The sequence below is a fragment of the Enterobacter sp. SM3 genome (assembly GCF_009811935.2).
Lineage (GTDB): Bacteria > Pseudomonadota > Gammaproteobacteria > Enterobacterales > Enterobacteriaceae > Enterobacter > Enterobacter asburiae_D.
In genome coordinates this window covers 2,198,832-2,218,457 of sequence record NZ_CP099971.1, presented here as the reverse complement: position 1 = coordinate 2,218,457, position 19,626 = coordinate 2,198,832, and the positions used below count along the sequence as shown (strand labels likewise).

The 19,626-nt window shown below is 55.7% G+C and carries 15 protein-coding genes; 7 read left to right on the top strand and 8 right to left on the bottom strand.

The window, feature by feature from the left end:
• The first annotated feature begins 237 nt into the window (after window positions 1-237).
• From paaZ to GVO84_RS10485, 4 genes are all read left to right on the top strand, one after another.
• Window positions 238-2,277, top strand: a complete 2,040-nt coding sequence (gene paaZ, locus GVO84_RS10500; protein ID WP_159514066.1) for a phenylacetic acid degradation bifunctional protein PaaZ — start codon at window positions 238-240, stop codon at window positions 2,275-2,277.
• 330 nt (window positions 2,278-2,607) lie between these two features.
• Entirely contained in the window at window positions 2,608-4,884 is a 2,277-nt protein-coding gene (gene tynA, locus GVO84_RS10495; protein ID WP_159514065.1) for a primary-amine oxidase, read from the top strand.
• Between the two features lie 167 nt (window positions 4,885-5,051).
• Window positions 5,052-7,025 (top strand): alkyl/aryl-sulfatase, encoded by a 1,974-nt coding sequence (locus GVO84_RS10490; RefSeq protein ID WP_159514064.1) that lies wholly within the window; start codon window positions 5,052-5,054, stop codon window positions 7,023-7,025.
• A 74-nt stretch (window positions 7,026-7,099) separates the two neighbouring features.
• Entirely contained in the window at window positions 7,100-8,206 is a 1,107-nt protein-coding gene (locus GVO84_RS10485; RefSeq protein WP_159514063.1) for a GGDEF domain-containing protein, read from the top strand.
• A 39-nt stretch (window positions 8,207-8,245) separates the two neighbouring features.
• Here GVO84_RS10485 and GVO84_RS10480 read toward each other — a convergent pair whose 3' ends face one another.
• Window positions 8,246-9,745: an aldehyde dehydrogenase family protein gene (locus GVO84_RS10480; protein ID WP_159514062.1), complete on the bottom strand. Its 1,500-nt coding sequence runs from the start codon at window positions 9,743-9,745 to the stop codon at window positions 8,246-8,248.
• A 241-nt stretch (window positions 9,746-9,986) separates the two neighbouring features.
• Between GVO84_RS10480 and feaR the strand changes: the two genes are divergently transcribed.
• On the top strand, window positions 9,987-10,895 hold the full coding sequence (feaR, locus tag GVO84_RS10475; protein WP_159515627.1) for a transcriptional regulator FeaR: 909 nt from the start codon (window positions 9,987-9,989) through the stop codon (window positions 10,893-10,895).
• Here feaR and GVO84_RS10470 read toward each other — a convergent pair whose 3' ends face one another.
• The 5 genes from GVO84_RS10470 to GVO84_RS10450 all read right to left on the bottom strand — a co-directional run bounded on the left by GVO84_RS10470 (window position 10,896) and on the right by GVO84_RS10450 (window position 15,344).
• Window positions 10,896-11,213, bottom strand: a complete 318-nt coding sequence (locus GVO84_RS10470) for a YdbL family protein (RefSeq protein ID WP_064672419.1) — start codon at window positions 11,211-11,213, stop codon at window positions 10,896-10,898. It abuts the gene before it with no gap.
• Window positions 11,214-11,220: 7 nt separating this feature from the next.
• Window positions 11,221-11,412: a YnbE family lipoprotein gene (locus GVO84_RS10465; RefSeq protein WP_014169918.1), complete on the bottom strand. Its 192-nt coding sequence runs from the start codon at window positions 11,410-11,412 to the stop codon at window positions 11,221-11,223.
• Complete coding sequence (locus GVO84_RS10460) at window positions 11,409-14,048, bottom strand: YdbH family protein (protein WP_159514061.1); 2,640 nt, start codon at window positions 14,046-14,048, stop codon at window positions 11,409-11,411. Before GVO84_RS10460 ends, GVO84_RS10465 begins: the two co-directional genes overlap by 4 nt.
• Window positions 14,049-14,262: 214 nt before the next feature.
• Entirely contained in the window at window positions 14,263-14,586 is a 324-nt protein-coding gene (locus tag GVO84_RS10455) for a hypothetical protein (RefSeq protein WP_121423593.1), read from the bottom strand.
• Between the two features lie 2 nt (window positions 14,587-14,588).
• Window positions 14,589-15,344 (bottom strand): DUF4225 domain-containing protein, encoded by a 756-nt coding sequence (locus GVO84_RS10450; RefSeq protein ID WP_032657465.1) that lies wholly within the window; start codon window positions 15,342-15,344, stop codon window positions 14,589-14,591.
• A 360-nt stretch (window positions 15,345-15,704) separates the two neighbouring features.
• Between GVO84_RS10450 and GVO84_RS10445 the strand changes: the two genes are divergently transcribed.
• On the top strand, window positions 15,705-16,694 hold the full coding sequence (locus GVO84_RS10445) for a 2-hydroxyacid dehydrogenase (protein ID WP_008502392.1): 990 nt from the start codon (window positions 15,705-15,707) through the stop codon (window positions 16,692-16,694).
• 19 nt (window positions 16,695-16,713) lie between these two features.
• On the opposite strand, the gene GVO84_RS10440 is transcribed toward GVO84_RS10445, so the two are convergent.
• Window positions 16,714-17,922, bottom strand: a complete 1,209-nt coding sequence (locus GVO84_RS10440) for an MFS transporter (protein ID WP_159514060.1) — start codon at window positions 17,920-17,922, stop codon at window positions 16,714-16,716.
• A gap of 456 nt (window positions 17,923-18,378) precedes the next feature.
• On the opposite strand from GVO84_RS10440, the gene GVO84_RS10435 reads away from it, so the two are divergent.
• Window positions 18,379-19,050, top strand: a complete 672-nt coding sequence (locus GVO84_RS10435) for an MgtC family protein (protein WP_033145409.1) — start codon at window positions 18,379-18,381, stop codon at window positions 19,048-19,050.
• 73 nt (window positions 19,051-19,123) lie between these two features.
• Here GVO84_RS10435 and GVO84_RS10430 read toward each other — a convergent pair whose 3' ends face one another.
• Complete coding sequence (locus GVO84_RS10430) at window positions 19,124-19,579, bottom strand: MarR family winged helix-turn-helix transcriptional regulator (protein WP_236545809.1); 456 nt, start codon at window positions 19,577-19,579, stop codon at window positions 19,124-19,126.
• Between the last annotated feature and the right edge of the window lie 47 nt (window positions 19,580-19,626).

Genomic DNA, 19,626 nt, shown 5'->3' with positions numbered 1-19,626 from the left:
GAATCACTTTGTTTTTTAAAAGTTACACAAAGGTTAAATATAACCCCAAGAATTGTTTCCTGGTTTTGTGATGTTGTTCGCAAGGCTTTTACAGCACGCCCTGTACACAGCCGCTTTGCGCGCGGCAATTCATCAGACCGGATCACAATGTTAACAATTCATTAAAACTGAGCTTGATTTTTATGATTCATGATTAAACTATTAATGAGTAAATTACGTAACATTTGGAGATAAGCGATGCAGCAGTTAGCCAGCTTCGTGTCCGGTACCTGGCAGTCTGGCCGGGGCCGCGAACGCACTATTCATCACGCCATCAGCGGCGAAGCGCTGTGGAGCGTGACCAGCGAAGGGCTGGACATGGCGGCCGCCCGTCGCTATGCGATTGAGCGCGGCGGTGAAGCGCTTCACGAGATGACCTTTATCGAACGTGCGGCCATGCTGAAGGCGGTGGCAAAGCACCTGCTTAGCGAGAAAGAGACGTTTTATGCCATGTCGGCCCAGACGGGCGCGACGAAGGCGGACAGCTGGGTAGATATTGAAGGCGGCATCGGCACCCTTTTCACTTACGCCAGTCTGGGCAGCCGCGAGCTGCCGGATGACACGCTGTGGCCGGAAGACGAGTTAATCCCGCTGTCGAAAGAAGGCGGCTTTGCGGCGCGCCACGTCCTGACCTCCAAATCCGGGGTGGCGGTGCACATCAACGCCTTTAACTTCCCCTGCTGGGGGATGCTGGAAAAGCTGGCGCCGACCTGGCTTGCCGGGATGCCCGCCATCATAAAACCCGCTACCGCTACCGCGCAGGTGACGCAGGCGATGGTGAAATCCATCGTGGACAGCGGACTGGTGCCGGACGGCGCCATCAGCCTGATCTGCGGCGGCGCGGGGGATCTCCTCGACCAGCTCGACAGCCAGGACGTCGTGACCTTTACCGGCTCCGCCAGTACAGGGCAAAGCCTGCGCGTGCACCCAAATATTGTGGCGAATTCGATTCCGTTCACCATGGAAGCCGACTCCCTGAACTGCTGCGTGCTGGGTGAAGACGTTACGCCGGAACAGCCGGAATTTGCCCTGTTCATCCGGGAAGTGGTCCGCGAGATGACCGCTAAGGCCGGGCAGAAATGTACGGCCATTCGCCGCATTATCGTTCCGCAAAACCAGATTGACGCCGTGAGCCAGGCGCTGATTGCCCGCCTGGAAAAGGTGGTGGTGGGCGACCCGGCACAGGAAGGGGTGAAGATGGGTGCGCTGGTCAACGCCGAACAGCGCGCGGACGTGCAGGAGAAGGTGGAGCAACTGATTGCCGCTGGCTGCCAGATCCGTCTGGGCGGCAAAGCGGATCTGCAGGCCGCGGGCGCGTTCTTCCCGCCGACCCTGCTGTTCTGCCCGCAGCCGGATGAAACCCCGGCCGTCCACGCGACGGAGGCCTTCGGCCCGGTTGCAACGCTGATGCCGTATCGCAACGCACGCCACGCGATGCAGCTTGCCCGCGCGGGCGGCGGCAGCCTGGCGGGTACGCTGGTCACCGCAGACCTGGCCATTGCCCGCCAGTTTATTGCCGGTGCGGCGCGCGCCCACGGGCGTATTCAGATCCTTAACGAGGAATCAGCAAAAGAGTCTACCGGCCACGGCTCCCCGCTGCCTCAGCTGGTGCACGGCGGCCCGGGCCGCGCGGGCGGCGGAGAAGAGCTTGGCGGCCTGCGCGCGGTTAAGCACTACCTGCAGCGCACCGCGATTCAGGGCAGTCCGACGATGCTGGCCGCCATTGGCAAACAGTGGGTGCGTGGCGCAACGGTGCAGGAAGATCGCGTTCATCCGTTCCGCAAATACTTTGAGGAGCTACAGCCGGGCGACAGCCTGCTGACGCCGCGCCGCACCCTCACGGAAGCAGACATTGTGAACTTTGCCTGCCTGAGCGGTGACCATTTCTATGCCCATATGGATAAGATCGGCGCGGCAGAGTCGATCTTTGGCGAGCGCGTGGTGCACGGCTACTTCCTGATCTCCGCCGCCGCGGGGCTGTTTGTAGATGCGGGCGTCGGGCCAGTTATTGCTAACTACGGCATGGAAAACCTGCGCTTTATCGAGCCGGTTAAACCGGGCGATACCATACAGGTGCGTCTGACCTGCAAACGTAAAACGCTGAAGAAACAGCGTACCGCCGAGGAAAAACCGACCGGCGTGGTGGAATGGGCGGTTGAGATCTTCAACCAGCACCAGCAGGCTGTGGCGCTCTACTCCATTCTGACGCTGGTGGCGCGCCAGCAGGGCGAATTCTGACACCTTCCCTTCACCGCCTTTTCTGCCGGGTGGCGCGATGCTTACCCGGCCTACGGCGACCTGCCGGGGTGTGACACCGCCCCGCTCTTTTTTTAACCTGGCAAGACTGACAAATAACCTGGCAGATGCAGGCAAACGCTTTTCTCATGGGCCTGTCAGGATAAGGCTGTCACAACACAATAAACCCTAAATAATTCGAGTTGCAGGAAGGCGGCAAGGGAACGAATCCCCGGGAGCGTACATAAGTACGTGACTGGGGTGAGTGAGTGCAGCCAACGCACCTGCAACTTGAAGTATGACGGGTATAAACACAACAAGATGAGGTCTACGATGGGAAGCAATTCTTCTTTTTCTGCCCGTAGAACGGCGCTGGCCATGGCCGTTGCGCTGTGTTGCGCCTGGCAATCCCCTGTTTTCGCCCACGGCAGCGAGGCGCATATGGTCCCGATGGACAAAACGCTGCAGGACTTTGGCGCGGACGTTCAGTGGGATGATTACGCACAGATGTTCACCATTGCGAAAGACGGTGCCTTTGTGAAGGTTAAACCGGGCGCAAAAACCGCCATCGTCAACGGTAAAACCCTCAGGCTTGAGGTGCCGGTGGTGATGAAAGGCAAGAAAGCCTTTATTTCCGATACCTTCATCAATGATGTTTTCCAGTCAGGACTCGATCAGACCTTCCAGGTTGAAAAACGCCCTCACCCGCTAAACGCGCTAACGGCGGACGAAATTAAGCAGGCCGTTGAGATTGTGAAAGCCTCGGCGGATTTTAAACCGAATACCCGCTTTACCCAGATTGCCCTTGCAGAGCCTGAGAAAGCTAAAGTGTGGGACTTTGTGCTTAACGGTACGGCCGTGGATGCCCCCCGCCAGGCGAAGATCGTCATGCTTGATGGAAAACACGTTATCGAAAGCGTGGTGGACCTGAAGGATAAAAAAATCCTGCGCTGGGAACCGGTGAAAGACGCGCACGGCATGGTGCTGCTGGATGATTTCACCGCGGTTCAGCAGATTATCAACGAGAGCACAGAGTTTGCCGAGGTGCTTAAAAAGCACGGTATCACCGACCCGAAAAAAGTGATTACCACGCCGCTGACCGTCGGCTATTTCGACGGTAAAGACGGCCTGAAGCAGGAAGATCGCCTGCTGAAGGTGGTGAGCTATCTGGATGTCGGCGACGGCAACTACTGGGCGCACCCGATTGAGAACCTGGTGGCCGTGGTCGATCTTGAACAGAAAAAGATCCAGAAGATTGAAGAAGGCGCCGTTGTTCCAGTTCCCATGACCCCGCGTCCCTATGATGGCCGCGACCGCGTTGAGACGCCGAAAAAACCGCTCAACATCACTGAGCCGGAAGGCAAGAACTACACCATCACCGGGGATATGGTGCACTGGCAGAACTGGGATTTCCACCTGAGCCTGGACTCCCGCGTCGGCCCGATGATTTCAACCGTCACCTATAACGACAACGGCAAAAAGCGCCAGATTATGTATCAGGGGTCGCTTGGCGGCATGATCGTCCCTTACGGCGATCCGGACGTGGGCTGGTACTTTAAAGCCTATCTCGACTCCGGCGACTACGGTATGGGCACCCTAACCTCACCGCTGGTGCGCGGTAAAGACGTGCCGTCCAACGCCGTGATGCTCAATGAAACCATCCCGGATTACACCGGCGCGCCGATGGAGATCCCGCGCGCGATCGCCATTTTCGAACGCTACGCGGGGCCGGAATACAAACATCAGGAGATGGGCCAGCCAAACGTCAGCACCGAGCGCCGCGAGCTGGTGGTACGCTGGGTGAGTACCGTGGGCAACTACGATTACATCTTCGACTGGGTGTTCCATGAAAATGGCACCATCGGCATTGATGCTGGCGCGACGGGTATCGAAGCGGTGAAAGGCGTTCAGGCGAAAACCATGCACGACGCCACCGCCAAAGACGACACAAAATACGGCACGCTGATCGACCATAACATCGTGGGCACCACCCACCAGCACATCTACAACTTCCGTCTTGATATGGACGTGGACGGCATCAACAACAAGCTGGTTGCGATGGATCCGGAAGTGAAGCCGAATACCGCCGGAGGCCCGCGCACCAGCACCATGCAGATCAATCAGTACGATATTGATACCGAGCAGCAGGCGGCGCAGAAATTCGACCCGGGCACCATTCGGCTGCTGAGCAACACCAGTAAAGAGAATCGCATGGGCAACCCGGTCTCATACCAGATTATCCCTTACGCGGGCGGTACGCACCCGGTGGCGACCGGCGCGAAATTTGCCCCGGACGAGTGGATCTACCATCGCCTGAGCTTTATGGACAAACAGCTGTGGGTGACCCGTTACCACCCGGATGAACTTTACCCGGAAGGGAAATTCCCGAACCGCTCCATCCACGACACGGGCCTGGGGCAGTACAGCAAGGATAACGAATCGCTCAACGACCAGGATGACGTGGTCTGGATGACCACCGGCACCACCCACGTCGCCCGCGCGGAGGAGTGGCCGATCATGCCGACGGAATGGGTGCACACCCTGCTTAAACCGTGGAACTTCTTCGACGAGACGCCAACGCTCGGGAAAAAGAAAGACGAACAGAAATAAATAACGCACCGGGCGCAATGCCCGGTTTTTCATCTATTTACTTGCTGAATACCTCTCCCCGATTATAGTTATTTCTACCTCGTTTATTTCTATTGCATTTCTTGAACCACTTTCAGCCAGGACACGAAGTTTCCACGAACGACGTAATACACCACTGAGAGGTTAGGATGAAATTCAATTTGATCGTCAGGAGTCTTGCTCTGGCTGGACTTGTTATTTCCGTCAGCTCCGCGTATGCCGCAGAAGCCCCGAAGGACGCCACGGCCGCAACGCAACAAGCCAATAATGCCCTGTTTAATCAGCTTCCTTTCTCCGACAACACCGATTTTACGGACGCCCATAAAGGGTTTATTGCCCCTCTTCCTCAGGAAATTATCAAAGGGGAACAAGGCAATATTATCTGGGATCCACAGCAGTATTCGTTTATTAAAGAAGGCGATAAAGCGCCGGACTCCGTTAATCCCAGCTTATGGCGTCAATCTCAGCTGATTAATATTAGCGGCCTGTTTGAAGTGACCGATGGCGTATATCAGATCCGAAATATTGACCTGTCAAATATGACCATCATTGAAGGCAAAGAAGGTATTACCGTGGTTGACCCGCTGGTGTCGGCAGAAACGGCGAAGGTCGGGATGGATCTCTATTTTAAAAATCGCGGCAAAAAACCGGTCGTCGCCATCATTTATACCCACAGCCACGTTGACCACTATGGCGGCGTGCGCGGCGTGGTGGATGAAGCCGACGTGAAGTCCGGCAAAGTGAAGGTCTACGCGCCTGCCGGGTTTATGGAAGCGGCCGTTGCCGAGAATATCATGGCGGGTAACGTGATGAGCCGCCGCGCCAGCTATATGTACGGCAACCTGCTGAAGCCTGATGCCAAAGGCCAGGTGGGTGCCGGTCTTGGAACAACGACCTCCGCCGGAACGGTGACGCTGATTGCCCCGACCAATATCATCGAGAAAGACGGCCAGAAAGAGGTCATCGACGGCCTGACCTATGACTTTATGCTCGCACCGGGCTCTGAAGCGCCTTCCGAAATGCTCTGGTATATCGAAGAGAAAAAGCTGATTGAATCCGCTGAGGATGTGACCCATACCCTGCACAACACCTACTCGCTGCGCGGTGCCAAAATCCGCGAGCCGCTGCCGTGGTCGAAATACATCAACCAGGCGATTGTGCGCTGGGGTGACAAAGCTGAAATCATCATGGCGCAGCACCACTGGCCGACCTGGGGCAACGAAAACGTGGTCAAGCTGCTGAAAAGCCAGCGTGACCTCTATCGTTACATCAACGACCAGACGCTGCGAATGGCAAACGAAGGGCTGACGCGCGACGAAATCGCCGCGAACTTCAAGCTCCCGGATTCACTGGCGCATACCTGGGCTAACCGCGGCTATTACGGCTCGGTGAGCCATGACGTGAAAGCCACCTATGTGCTGTATCTGGGCTGGTTTGACGGCAACCCGGCGACGCTGGATGAACTGCCGCCTGAAGAAGCCGCGAAGAAATTCGTGGAGTATATGGGCGGCGCGGATGCCATCCTGAACAAGGCGAAAACCGACTTCGACCAGGGGAACTACCGCTGGGTGGCGCAGGTGGTGAGCAAGGTGGTCTTTGCCGATCCAAATAACCAGGCGGCACGTAACCTGGAAGCGGATGCGCTGGAACAGCTTGGCTATCAGGCTGAGTCTGGCCCGTGGCGTAACTTCTACCTGACCGGTGCGCAGGAGCTGCGTAACGGCGTGGTGAAAGGTCCAACGCCGAATACCGCCAGCCCGGATACGGTGCGCGCGATGACGCCGGAGATGTTCTTTGACTATCTGGCTGTCCATATCAACGGACAAAAAGCCGGTGAGGCTAAATCGGTGTTTAACATCGATTTGGGCAGCGATGGCGGGAAGTACAAACTCGAACTGGAAAACGGCGTGCTGAACCACACGGCGAACGCCGAGGCTAATGACGCTGACGCCACCGTCACCCTTAACCGCGACACGCTGAACAAAATTATCCTCAAAGAGGTAACGCTCAAGCAGGCAGAACAGAACGGCGACGTGAAACTCACCGGTGACGGAGCTAAACTTGATTCAATGCTTGGATATATGGATAAATTTGATTTCTGGTTTAACATTGTGACACCGTAACGCTCAGCATGCATCAGGGGCGGACTATCCGCCCTTTTTTATATCTGTGTCCCACGTAATGGAAAATGGCTTCAATGGAAAAAAGACACAACACCACGCCAGAGCTGGCTACGTGGCCCTCCCGCAAATCGATGGTGCTTCACGGGCTGGAAACGAACCTGTCGTGGCTGGCGTTTGTTAATTTTAGCTTTGCGCTGATGGTCCTGCTGCGCAATGTCCTTTTCGGCAACATTGATAACCTTTTACACGTCGAACCACATCTCCGGTTTATGGTTGACGCCTCGATGCTGGGCGTGATCATTCTGTCCGCTGCGCTAACGCTGATGGCCTGGCGCCATATAGCGGGTATCAGCGTGGTTCTGTTTATTTGCAGCGTGCTCTGGTCGCTATGTTGTTACTGGTTCATCCACGACGTACACCTTCCTCATCCATGGCCGATTTTTGTCACCCTGCTGATGGCCGGGATGACGGCGCTCTATTTTCATCCTGTTGGTCTGATATCCTTTATTCTGCCGCTCTGGCTTACCATGCCCGTTGCCAGTATGGCGCAGAATACGGGGATCAACATTCGCTTTGCTGGATTGTGGGTCGTTTTTACGCTCATTCTCATTTTCGGGCGTTTTATCTTGCTGAGCTGGTTTGAAGAGGCCTGGCGTCGCAACCAGCAGAACCAACTCTTGATTTCGCGTCTGGATGCGCTGGCGCATCAGGATCCCCTGACGAAGACAGCCAACCGCCGGGCGATGGAGCTGGTGCTGGAAAATGCGGTTGAGCAGGGAAAAACCTTTACCCTGATTATGCTGGATGTCGATTACTTCAAGCGTTACAACGATACCTACGGACATCAGGCCGGTGACGAGTGCCTGACTCGCGTGGCTGAAGTGCTTAAAACATCGGTGCGGACGCCTGACGATGTAGTGTCACGCTACGGCGGCGAGGAGTTCGTGGTGATCCTGTTTAACTGCCCGGAAAACATTGCTGAAAAGGTGGCCTTACGCATACAGGACGGCCTGCGCGCGGAGTCCATACCGCACAGCGCGTCAACCGTTAGCGACCATGTCACCGTGAGCATGGGGATTGCGAGCATGGCGGAAGGGTTAGCGGGCACCGAGATCATCGCTCGCGCCGATGCAGCGCTGTATCGGGCGAAGGAGGCCGGGCGGGATCGGTGGGCGCTGTAAATAAAAGCCGGGTGGCGCTGCGCTTACCCGGCTTGTTTTTTAATACCGCACGCAAACCGACTTGGTTTCACACCAGCCGTCCAGCCAGTCCGGGCCAAAGTCACGCCCGGTGCCGGACTGCTTCATGCCGCCGAAAGGCAGGTTGGCGTCGATCAGCGTATGGCTGTTCACCCAGACGGTGCCCGCCTGCAGCCTGTCGGTATACTCCAGCGCCTTGCTGATATTCTGCGTCCAGACGCTGGCCGTCAGGCCATATTCGCTGTCGTTTGCCAGCTGGAGTGCCTCTTCCCCGTCGGCGACGCGCACCACGTTGACCACCGGGCCAAACACCTCTTCACGCGTCAGGCGCAGTGAGGCATCCGGGTTCACCACCAGCGTCGGCGAAACGTAATAGCCTTTGCCTTCCGGCCCCCGGTTACCGACGATCAGCTCCGCGTTGCGCGACTTCGCTTCATCAAGGAAGGTCTGCACCTTGTCGCAGTGCGCGCGCGACACCAGAGGGTTGATAAACGCTTCTGGCGACATGCCCGGCCCGACGCTCAGGGATTTCACCGCCTGCTCAAACCCGCTGACCAGCGTGTCAAACAGCGGCGCTTCAATGTAGATGCGCGAGCTCGCCGCGCACACCTGCCCCTGGTTCAGGAAGCTGCCGGTCATCAGGCCTTCGATCACCCACGCCGGATCCGCGTCTTTCAGTACGATAGCCGGGTTTTTCCCACCCAGCTCCAGGGTCACCCCGGTTAGCGTATCCGCCGCCGCGCGGGCGATTTGCTTGCCCGTCGCCGTTGAGCCGGTAAAGCTCACCTTTGCAATATGCGGATGCGAGGTCAGCGCTGCGCCGCACACCGCGCCGCTCCCGGTTACCACGTTGAACACCCCGTCCGGAATGCCCGCTTCGCTTGCCAGTTCCGCCACCCGCAGCATGGTCAGCGGGGTGGTTTCTGACGGCTTGATGACAATAGAGCAGCCCGCGGCCAGCGCAGGCATCACTTTCCACATCCCGATCATCAGCGGGAAGTTCCAGGGCACAATCCCGGCCACCACGCCAACCGGCTCCTTACGCGTCCACGCCTGATAGCGGGCGCCCTGCGGCAGCGGGATGGAAAGGTCGAGGGTCTTACCCGAAATTTTGGTGGTCAGCCCGGCGGTATAGCGCATCCAGTTCAGGGTGCAGCTGACTTCAAACATGCGGGAAATGTTAATGGATTTGCCCTGCTCCAACGTTTCAAGCTGGGCCAGCTCCTCGCTGTGCTGTTCAACCAGATCGGCAAAATGAAGCAGGATCCGCTCGCGCTCTGCCGGCAGTTTTCCGGCCCAGCTGCGGGCGACAAACGCGCGCCAGCCGGACATGACGGCACGGTCAACGTCATCGACGCTGGCATCGGCAGTCGAGGCAATGACCTCGCCTGTGGCCGGGTTGAAGACGTTCAGCCGTTTTTCACTGTCCGACGCGGCCTGACGCCCTTCAATCCACAGGCCATGCTGTCGGTCTAAAAATTGTTGTACGGCAGGCTGAATGGCCACCTGTGATTCAGACATAGGATACTCCTTCGTTATTCTTCGCAGGGTGTCCATCCAGTCTAAGTGGGGTTTTGCATTCTCGCTTTTGTCTCTGTGACATTCGCTTTGCCACCTGTGACAGGCTCCGCAAATCGCGATAATTGCCGCTTATAACGCTGTTACCGGTGAGTGTTCTTTCCTATAGTCAGCCTCATAGCTCTGACAAAATGCAACACAAATGCAACAATGCGAAAACGTTGACGGTGCAGTGAGAGAAGCGATGGCGTGTGCAAGCGAGCAGGAACAGTATCAGCAGTGGCTGGCGCAAATTAACCAGGTTTGCGGGCGTTTTAACGCGCAGCCCACCGGGGGGAAGTTCTTCGGCGAGCTGGAGACCAGCTATGCGCGCAGCCTGAAGCTCAGCACCGTGACCGCAGGCGGGGTTAACCTGTTCCGCTCCCGTCAGGAAATCGCTCAGAGTAACGATGCCTGGTTCTATACCGTGTTCCAGCTTGAAGGCAGCGCGGAAATTGAACAGGATGAGCGTCGGGCGGTACTCAGAACCGGTGATATCACGCTGATTGACGCGTCACGTCCCTGCTCGATCAACTGGCGGGAAAAATCCCGCCAGGTTTCGCTGCTGGTTCCCCGTCAGATTATTGAGCAGCAGTGTCGTTTCCAGGAGATAAGCTGCGCGACGGCCCTTTCCCGCACCTTGCCCACGGTACAGCTGAGCCACCGCCTGCTGATGGAGAGCATGAGCAATGCCGACCTGAGTGACCGGGAGAGCGAAGCGGCGCTCGAAGCGATGATCTGCCTGCTGCGCCCCGCTTTCCAGCAGCGTGAAATCATTCAGCCGCGCAAGGAACGTCAGTTCCAGCATGTGGTGGCGCTGATTGACGACCATATTCAGTCTGAATCACTGCGCCCGGAATGGATTGCCGCCGAGAGCGGTATGTCCGTGCGCAGCCTCTATCGCATGTTTGCCGAAAAGGGGCTGGTGGTGGCGCAGTACATCAAAAACCGTCGTCTGGATCTGTGTGCGCAGGTACTGCGCGCTGCCGGTGATGATGAAAAGCTGGCGGGCATTGGCTACAGCTGGGGGTTCACCGACCATAGCCATTTTTCAACGGCGTTTAAGCAGCGTTTTGGCGTCTCGCCGGGTGAATACCGCAGGCGCTACCGCTAACTACTTTTTGAGCCATTTTCCGTTAATACCCTTCACGTATTCGCCCGGCTGCGCGCGGGCAACCAGCTTTTGACCTGCCATTTTGGCCACTTCATCGACCGGCAAATTATTGCTGTCAGCCAGCTTCTGGTAGTTTTCCGTGCGTGCCGCATTGATACGATTGACCAGCGCCAGCGTTTCCGCATCCTGTTGAATCGGGGCAATATAACCGCTAAGGGTTTCCCCCACGCGCCCCTGCGCCCGGGCATCGTTTAAGGTCAGCGCAGCCGCCTGCACGTTCATCCCCAGCGCCAGTAAAATCAGAGCTAATCGTTTCATGGCATCCTCAGAACAGATCGCTGCGCGATTTCAGCAGGGTTTCAACGTCTTTATCGACCTTAATATGGATCTCATGTTCGATTTTGACATTCATATTGATGGTAATCGGCTCCTTTGGCGCAGCGACTTCAATACGCGGCGTACAGCCGGTCAGTAGCGCGGCAACGGCAACGGTGAGCACACCAGCCATCTTTTTCATTGTTGTTCCTCACTTTCCTTGCCAGTCGAACTGCGGTGAGCAGGTATCGCCGCATGTTGCTCAAACCAGGTTTGCAGGTTGTCCCCAAAACGCAGGCTGCGCCAGAGGGTAAAGACATTCTCGTCATGGGTATAGTTCAGGTTGACGGAGCTGCTTTTGCCATCCACCCGGCTGGTCCCCTTGATGGTCGCCTGCATGGTTAATTCGCCCAGGTTATCTAAATTGATTCTCGTCCACGAACGCGAAATTTCCATATAGCGGAGCCAGTTAATCGCCGCGCCCGCCACCATATTATCTTTCACGATGGCGTCTGCCGTATCTTTGTCGATGCGTAGCGTCATTGGCCCCGGGTTGGTCAGCCAGCCATCCTTAATAATCCATTTTTCATTATCCAGCCAGAACGGCAGCGCCCCGCTCACCGGCCCTGACATGGCAAACTGTTTCGGATTAACGGCGCTAATCAGCTCGCTGGAGGAGATGTTGTCCACGCGCAGCAGGGCCGGATCGTGCTGTGGCATCCGCAGCTGCTGCATAGTGATCTTCCCGCCGAGGGTCTCCACCTTCACGTTGGTGAGGAGCAGCGGGTTGTCCTCCGTCCAGGGATAATCCCCCTGTAGATCGGCGGTTATGTTGCGCGCGGTCACCAGGTTTTCCACTTCGCCGATGCGCAACGTGACCGGCCCGCGCGTCCCGAGGGACCAGGTTCCCTCGCTGAAGCGGAACGGCAGAACAAAATCGACGCCGTTAATCTGGTTATCAGGCATCCAGGCGCTGCCGGATTTCAGCACGCCGTGCCCGCCCGCTTCAAAGCCCTGATCGGCCGCCGCCGAGAAGGCGACCTGCGCGTAAAGCTCACCGTCGCGCAGCGTCATTTTCCATTCAGGCGGGATCAGCGGCTGGAAGACGGTGAGGGACTGTTTCGGCCACCAGGCCTGCCCGCGAAGACGTACGCCGTCCCAGCGACCGTTCACCTGTACCGGGCCGATTTTGTCCGCATGGAGGTCGCCCTTAAACTGAAAAATGGTCGGGTCGGTGCCGTCGACGCTGAAGGTCAGAACCGATGGCGGCAACGCGCTGCCGCCGGAGAAACGGGTTTGCCCGGCGTTGAGCGACAGCGCGCCGCTGAAGGTCGGCTTTTCGGGGTCACGCAACCAGCGCACAGGTTTTTCCAGCACCAGACGCGGCTTGCTGACCTCCATCGTGCCGTACTGGAGCTTGTCAAAACCGGTGGAGAGCGCCGTCAGCTCTATAAGGTTGTCGCGCCACTCGCCTTTCCCGGCAACATCCCAGCGGGCATGCATCGGCGTAAAACCGCCTTTGCCCCAGTAGCGCCATTGCCACAGGCCGTTATCAGGTAAAAAGTCGTTGGCCTGGCCGTCCAGGTGGAGTTCAAAATCGCCCATCTGGTTTTCATGGGCGCGCAGAATAGCCTGTAAGCGGCCGTCCACGCCCTTCTGCGTCAGCTTCACGCCCGCCAGCGGCCAGCGAATTTCATCGATATCGAGTGAGTCAATGATGCGCCCGCGCGAGCGGAGCAGCGCGCCCGGCTCAAAGGCCAGCTGCGGTTCATACAGGCTGCCGGTCAGCGTGGCGGGCAATTTGGCGTAAAGGATGAGATCGTTTTGCTTCGCCTCGCCGCTGAGATGCAGCGGCATGTCGCTGTTTTCCATGCTGAGCCTGCCGGGCCCAATGTTCAGTACCGCGTTGCCTTTCCCCGCGTCACCCTGGGTAAGCACATTCAGTCGTCCTGTCAGGGTGGTTTTATCCAGCCCCTGCTGCCAGTTGTCCGCGCGAAGCGACACGCGCCCGCTCAGCGGCATACCGGAAAGATCCCAGTTCCAGCGCCCGTCGCTGATGTTCAGCTGCTCCGCCGTGATCTGCCACGGCAGGTCGAGCAGCGGATCGGGGTTGTCCCGCGCCATCACCACCAGCTGTCCCTGATTGTCTTCCCAGTCCAGATCGGCATCGACCAGAGACGTTAACTGTGGCACGTTAAAGGTCGCGACCGCGTGGCCTTTCACCGGCACGCCATCCGGTACCAGCGGCAGGGTAAACTCGCCCACCAGCTTAATCGGCTGCGGCTGGTCCGGGAGCTGTACATCGAACTGGCTGACCGAGAGCGTCTGACCGCGAAGCGTGCCTTTAATGCTGACCTGCTCGCCTTTATAGGCGATCTCCTGACGGGACGGGGTCAGCGATGCCTGAAGTTCGCCCTGCCACTGCTGCCAGGGCGACAGCGTCAGACGGTGAACCGTGATCCAGGTATTGGGTAATACCGCCTGCCACTGTGCCAGCGTTTTGGGGGCGACCGTTGAGGGCGCAGACTGGGGAATTTTGCTCAGACAGACGGAGTTAAGATCCAGCGCGCCGATATCCAGTTTCCAGCGGCTCGGATGTGACAGCGTCACGTTATCGATACGGGCAATTTCGCAGTCTTCAACCAGATAGCGAAGATCGGGGATCACCAGCGCGTGACGGGTCAGTTTCGGGCTTTCTTCGAATGCGATGCGCGTCCCGACGGGCAGCCAGATCCCGGCGAGCGTCGGTACCCACTGGGCGAGCGTCATCAGCAGCGTCAGCGGCAACAATATGAACAGCAGTAAAAGCGCAAGAGCGGCTTTGTATTTACCCTTCATGGGCAGTTAATATCCTGATTTAGCGAAAGAATTAAGCCGGCAGTACCGATCATTGTCGCATGTTTAGCGATTGAGTTGAAGTTAACGCTAAGTTAAGAATAGATGCTGTAATAGTAAGCGGTGATTTTTTTGCCATGCGTAACCTAAAGAATATATTTTAGGTTCAATTGGTTACGCATAAATTCAATAACAATCGCAGAGCAGAGTTGTGAAATTAATACTTGTTCCTTGGCATTGCCAGCAGGTAAAGCATGGCGAATATCAATGACCCCCAATACACCGAGTCGTACCGCCAGGGATCAAAATCAATATGCAAAAAACCGCTAACAAACTCATAGCCGTTTGCAAAAACGTTAATTTGAATGGCTGCAATAGCAATCACAAACAGCGTATAGGCGATGAACAGAGGATATTTACGAAGCCTGTTGACCTTGAGTTTACCGAGGTACAACAAGCAAAAAATGGCAATAGATACAATAAAATAGAACACGGCAGGTAGAATCGGTGGGGTTAATGACAACTCGAACTGTTCCGACATAATTAATTCTCTTTAGCTATCTGGTACATCTGCCAACCTGTGACGCTTCCACTGGTCAAATCCAAAGCCATCGCTGTTTTAGAAGCCTCTTGCCATCCTCTGATATAATCAGATTCGATGTTGCGAAACAGACTCCAGGATTTTTCTCTGGGAGCCAGAACTCTCCTGCCCGCGCCATAGGCTGATAAAGAAATATCAACGACACCATAGACAATATCAGCTTCATTATTCCCATAGCCCAGCTTCGCTGCTGCGTAACGATAAGCATCTCTTAGCGTGCCAGACCGATCTTCACGATAGAGAAGATAGTATCCATTTTCATACATGTTGTTTAGCCCATGAGTAATCATAGGTGCACCATACGCAGCACAGGCAAGACCAAGCGAACCGACGCATAAACTAGCGCCCCCATACACTTGCGCCCCACCGGCAACGAAACCGATCTGTTTAAGCGCTAAAGTCGTCGTTGTTGTCCGATTTTTTTCAACAACAATGAATAATTTAGCCTTATTGAAGGTAAGTAAGTCATCTTGTTCCTTAAGATGATGTATCTGTTCATCAAGAACTTGAATCCCCCCTGACCAGGTCAAGCAATGCGATTCAATCTCCCTTCTCAAACGAGCAACAAGTTGTTGAGTTTCAAAAAACATGCCAGAGGTACCATAAAGCAAATGCTTTGTGGCAATTCGCTGCGCAAGATTTTCAATCTCTAAGACTTTCTCCTCGAAATGACTTTTTTCCCGATTATGGTTGTACATTCGGTCTCCCTGTCATTTTAAAACGATAGCAATAATACTACCTTCGATGTTAAGACATTCAAAGAGCTACGTTATTTCAACAGCTAAAGGTAGTCACATTTTCAGGTATTGGTAAACCATTTACCCAAACATAAGCACTTGCTGTGACTTAAGCTTCCCCCATAGCACCCCTGGAATAAAATAAGTAGGCATCTATCTGGTGCCCCCCTTAAGAAGCCGGTGGATATGAATATCATGGAGTTAGGGTGTACATATGCTCTAGAATAATTGATAGAACTTATTGAATTCAATAATATTTTAGAAATTGTAAGATAATTTTAATCATGCTAACGTGAATGCAAAATCACTGGAGAAAGTCTTATGAAACTCGCGGTATATAGCACAAAGCAGTACGACAAAAAGTATCTGCAACATGTTAACGAGGCTTACGGGTTTGAGCTTGAATTTTTCGACTTTCTGCTGTCCGAAAAAACCGCCAAAACGGCGCACGGCTGTGAAGGCGTCTGCATTTTTGTTAACGACGACGGCAGTCGTCCGGTGCTGGAAGAGTTGAAAAAACAGGGGGTGAAGTACATCGCCCTGCGCTGCGCGGGCTTTAATAACGTGGACCTCGACGCAGCGAAAGAGCTGGGTCTGAAGGTGGTGCGCGTGCCGGCATACTCCCCGGAAGCGGTGGCGGAACATGCGATTGGCATGATGATGTCGCTCAACCGTCGTATTCACCGCGCTTATCAGCGTACCCGTGACGCCAACTTCTCGCTGGAAGGGCTGACCGGCTTCACCATGTACGGCAAAACCGCGGGCGTGATCGGCACCGGTAAAATTGGCGTGGCCGCCCTGCGCATTCTGAAAGGCTTCGGCATGCGTCTGCTGGCGTTCGATCCATACCCGAGCGCCGCTGCGCTGGACCTGGGCGTGGAATACGTCGACCTGCCGACCCTGTTCTCGCAGTCCGACGTGATCTCCCTGCACTGCCCGCTGACGCCGGAGAACTACCACCTGCTCAACCAGGCGGCGTTCGACCAGATGAAAGATGGCGTGATGATCATCAACACCAGCCGCGGCGGGCTGGTTGACTCTCAGGCCGCTATCGAAGCGCTGAAAACCCAGAAAATTGGCGCGCTGGGGATGGACGTGTACGAGAACGAACGCGATCTGTTCTTTGAAGACAAGTCTAATGATGTGATTCAGGACGACGTGTTCCGCCGCCTGTCTGCCTGCCATAACGTGCTGTTTACCGGACACCAGGCGTTTCTGACTGCCGAAGCGCTGATCAGCATTTCAGAAACCACGCTGGGTAACCTGCAGCAGCTGGAAAAAGGCGAAGCGTGCCCTAACGAACTGGCATAAGCGTGACGCCGGGTGGCGGCTATGCCCCACCCGGCGTACTGTCTGTTTCCCAGGACCGATGCGCAAAGCACCACCAGAGCAGGACGGCCACCAGCGCAATCGCGCTCAGGACGCTGAATGCCGTCGCAAAGGAGTAATGACCCGCAATCGTGCCGGTTAGCGCCGGGCTCATGGATGCCCCAACCCCCTGCATCAGCATTACCACGCTCTGCCCGGCATTGACGTGCCCGCTCCCGCGCAGCAGCACCACGATAAACGACGGAACCACAACCCCCAGGATCCCTGCGGCCAGCCCGTCGAGGATTTGTACCGGGATCATCATTAACGGCGCGTCCGTAGACGCCGCCAGCGCCGCGCGCACCGGCATCACCAGCAGTGCCAGCATAATCAAGCGCCAGTAGCCGTAGCGGTCTATTCGGTGGGCGACCCAGATGGCAACGGGGATCATCACCGCCTGAGAGATGATAACGGTGCCCGCCGCGTACAAACCAGGGTTGATCGAGGCGGGTGCCGCGGCCACCCTCATGCTCAGCATCGGCAGCAGCGCAGCGTTCGCCAGGTGAAACAGCAGCAGCGTCAGCCCGGTGACAAACAGCGCCCGGTTTTTAATCAGCACGGCAAAGCCGGGGACCGGCAGGCTCGCGGAAGAGGACAGCCCGCGCGCCGCGTCGTTATCAATATCCGTGTTGCGAATGGCAAGCAGCGCGCACAGCGTGAGCAGCGTGGTACAGGTCATCAGCAGGAAAATCCCGCCGACGCCCCAGTACCAGGCAATGCCGCCCGCAATCAGCGCGGTGACAAAATTGCCGCCGTGATTGAACGCCTCATTTTTGCCCATCTGCGCGCTGAACCCGCTCTGGCCGGTCAGCCCCAGCGTAATCCCGGCGATCAGCGGCCCCACAAATGCCGCGCAGATACCGGTGACGATTTGCGAAACTGCGACAACGCCGCTTTGCTGGCTAAACCACAGCATGAGCGTGCTAAGGGTGATGAGCAGGCACACCAGCGCCAGCACGGTCCGCTTGCTGCGTGAGGTGTCGGTGATGAATCCCGCCGGCAGCGTAGCGAGTAGTCCCGCCAGCCCACCTGCCGTCATCAGGATGCCGATATCATCAGGGGTCCAGTGGCGTTCGGTTAGAAAAATACCGAGAAAAGGACCGAGGCCATCGCGGACATCTGCAATGAAAAAACTTGTCAGGCATAATGCCCGCAGCGAACGAAGAGACATACTGCCTGCCTTTGTCTGTTATCGCCTGTAAAAAAGGAAATGTAGTATACCGGGTATTTTTGAAAATCAGATGACGCATTAAAAAAATGTCCTCCGAACTTAAACAATTCATAACGGAGGCCATTTTTTCGCTTTACTCATTATCTTGCCTGCCTATACTGGCAATAAATTTTCACAGGAGTCCTTCGTTGGAAAGTTATTTTAGAATCGATACGAAGGTAAGCTAGCGCAATTTTCTCGCTGCTTACCTTAAACGGTGGGCAGCAATCCTCTTAAAGCGATTGTATCCCGAAATAGTAAAACCGCTCAATTTGTGGGGCATCGCGATGTTCATGTTTACATATTCACTTTTTCCACCACCGTCGTCCTGACACGCTTAGCATTTAAACGGCGTTATGCTGTGCTTAGCAAAGCACTGACGCTTATTATTTAATAACGTTAACAGGCGACAGGCTGATGTTCCCTTATATCTCTCATCTGCTCGCAGCGATGCTGCTGGGCGCAATTATTGGCGCGGAAAGACAGTGGCGCCAGCGTATGGCCGGGCTTCGTACCAATGCACTGGTTGCCACGGGTGCGGCGGTGTTCATTTTGAGTTCGGTATCCACCTCTCCTGATAGCCCGGGGCGTATCGCAGCGCAGATCGTCTCCGGAATTGGTTTTCTTGGCGCTGGCGTCATTATGCGTGAAGGAATGAATATTCGTGGTCTGAATACCGCCGCAACGCTGTGGTGCTCGGCCGGAATTGGCGTGCTGTGCGGATTAGGCCAGTTCTGGAATGCCGCCATGGCCAGCCTAATTATTCTCTGTGCCAACATATTGCTACGCGAAGCCGCACAGCGAATTAATCAACTGCCCGTGCTCCATGAAGGCGAAAAATGCTATGTCCTGAAAATCACCTGTAATGATGAGCATGAAGATGCGGTGCGGCAGAGCGTCGTAAACATGGCGAAAGAGTTGACGTTAAGTCTGAAAGCGATTTATTCCGCAACGGCGCAGGCAGAAGGTAAAACTGAAATTCGGGCGGAGGTGATGACCCGGGAGGAATACCGAAAATTACTCGATCTGATTATGGGTAATATGGGCGGGAATAAAATTATCGCCTCCGTCAGCTGTCACGCAATATAAATATATTACCGGGCATGACGCCCGGTATAGCCTTTGCCGTTTTGCACGGTCACTGACAATAACGCGGAAAGCCTCATAAGGCAGCACTGGTTTTAGCCAGGCGTTTCATCATCTCCGTCGTCAGGCTGAGCTGTTCGCTGCCCATCAGATGGGACAATTTCTCCTTAGCTGCCTGCCATAACGGGATGACCTCTTCAAGCAGACGCCAGCCTTCACCTGTTAGCGTGAGTCGTTTTCCGGCACGTCCACGGCCTCCAGCCGAGTCAATAATGCCCCGGGATTCCAGACTACGGATATTTCGACTCAGCGTTGTCGCATCCACCCCTGCTCTGGCGGCGAGTTCCGCAACGGTTTCATTCGGGGAACCTCCAATGCCGACCAACAGACTGAACTGCTCTGCGGTCAGATCAAAAGGTCTGAAGCAGGCGTTGTAATAGCGTGTAATAGCCCGAGCGGTAGCGCGCGCCTGAAACCCCGGGCAGACTTCCGGAATGGTCTTCAACAGCGCCACATCAATGTTGTTCATCATTTCATCTCGACAAGCAATGCTAAAATTAATAATGTATATACACTATT

Excerpts from the sequence above, each read along its gene's own strand:
- GVO84_RS10450 (WP_032657465.1), bottom strand. The coding sequence starts at position 15,344 with ATGTACAACCATAATCGGGAAAAAAGTCATTTCGAGGAGAAAGTCTTA.
- GVO84_RS10455 (WP_121423593.1), bottom strand. The coding sequence starts at position 14,586 with ATGTCGGAACAGTTCGAGTTGTCATTAACCCCACCGATTCTACCTGCC.
- feaR (WP_159515627.1), top strand. The coding sequence starts at position 9,987 with ATGGCGTGTGCAAGCGAGCAGGAACAGTATCAGCAGTGGCTGGCGCAA.
- GVO84_RS10460 (WP_159514061.1), bottom strand. The coding sequence starts at position 14,048 with ATGAAGGGTAAATACAAAGCCGCTCTTGCGCTTTTACTGCTGTTCATA.
- GVO84_RS10430 (WP_236545809.1), bottom strand. The coding sequence starts at position 19,579 with ATGATGAACAACATTGATGTGGCGCTGTTGAAGACCATTCCGGAAGTC.
- GVO84_RS10435 (WP_033145409.1), top strand. The coding sequence starts at position 18,379 with ATGTTCCCTTATATCTCTCATCTGCTCGCAGCGATGCTGCTGGGCGCA.
- GVO84_RS10465 (WP_014169918.1), bottom strand. The coding sequence starts at position 11,412 with ATGAAAAAGATGGCTGGTGTGCTCACCGTTGCCGTTGCCGCGCTACTG.
- GVO84_RS10480 (WP_159514062.1), bottom strand. The coding sequence starts at position 9,745 with ATGTCTGAATCACAGGTGGCCATTCAGCCTGCCGTACAACAATTTTTA.
- GVO84_RS10490 (WP_159514064.1), top strand. The coding sequence starts at position 5,052 with ATGAAATTCAATTTGATCGTCAGGAGTCTTGCTCTGGCTGGACTTGTT.
- GVO84_RS10445 (WP_008502392.1), top strand. The coding sequence starts at position 15,705 with ATGAAACTCGCGGTATATAGCACAAAGCAGTACGACAAAAAGTATCTG.
- paaZ (WP_159514066.1), top strand. The coding sequence starts at position 238 with ATGCAGCAGTTAGCCAGCTTCGTGTCCGGTACCTGGCAGTCTGGCCGG.
- GVO84_RS10440 (WP_159514060.1), bottom strand. The coding sequence starts at position 17,922 with ATGTCTCTTCGTTCGCTGCGGGCATTATGCCTGACAAGTTTTTTCATT.
- GVO84_RS10485 (WP_159514063.1), top strand. The coding sequence starts at position 7,100 with ATGGAAAAAAGACACAACACCACGCCAGAGCTGGCTACGTGGCCCTCC.
- GVO84_RS10470 (WP_064672419.1), bottom strand. The coding sequence starts at position 11,213 with ATGAAACGATTAGCTCTGATTTTACTGGCGCTGGGGATGAACGTGCAG.
- tynA (WP_159514065.1), top strand. The coding sequence starts at position 2,608 with ATGGGAAGCAATTCTTCTTTTTCTGCCCGTAGAACGGCGCTGGCCATG.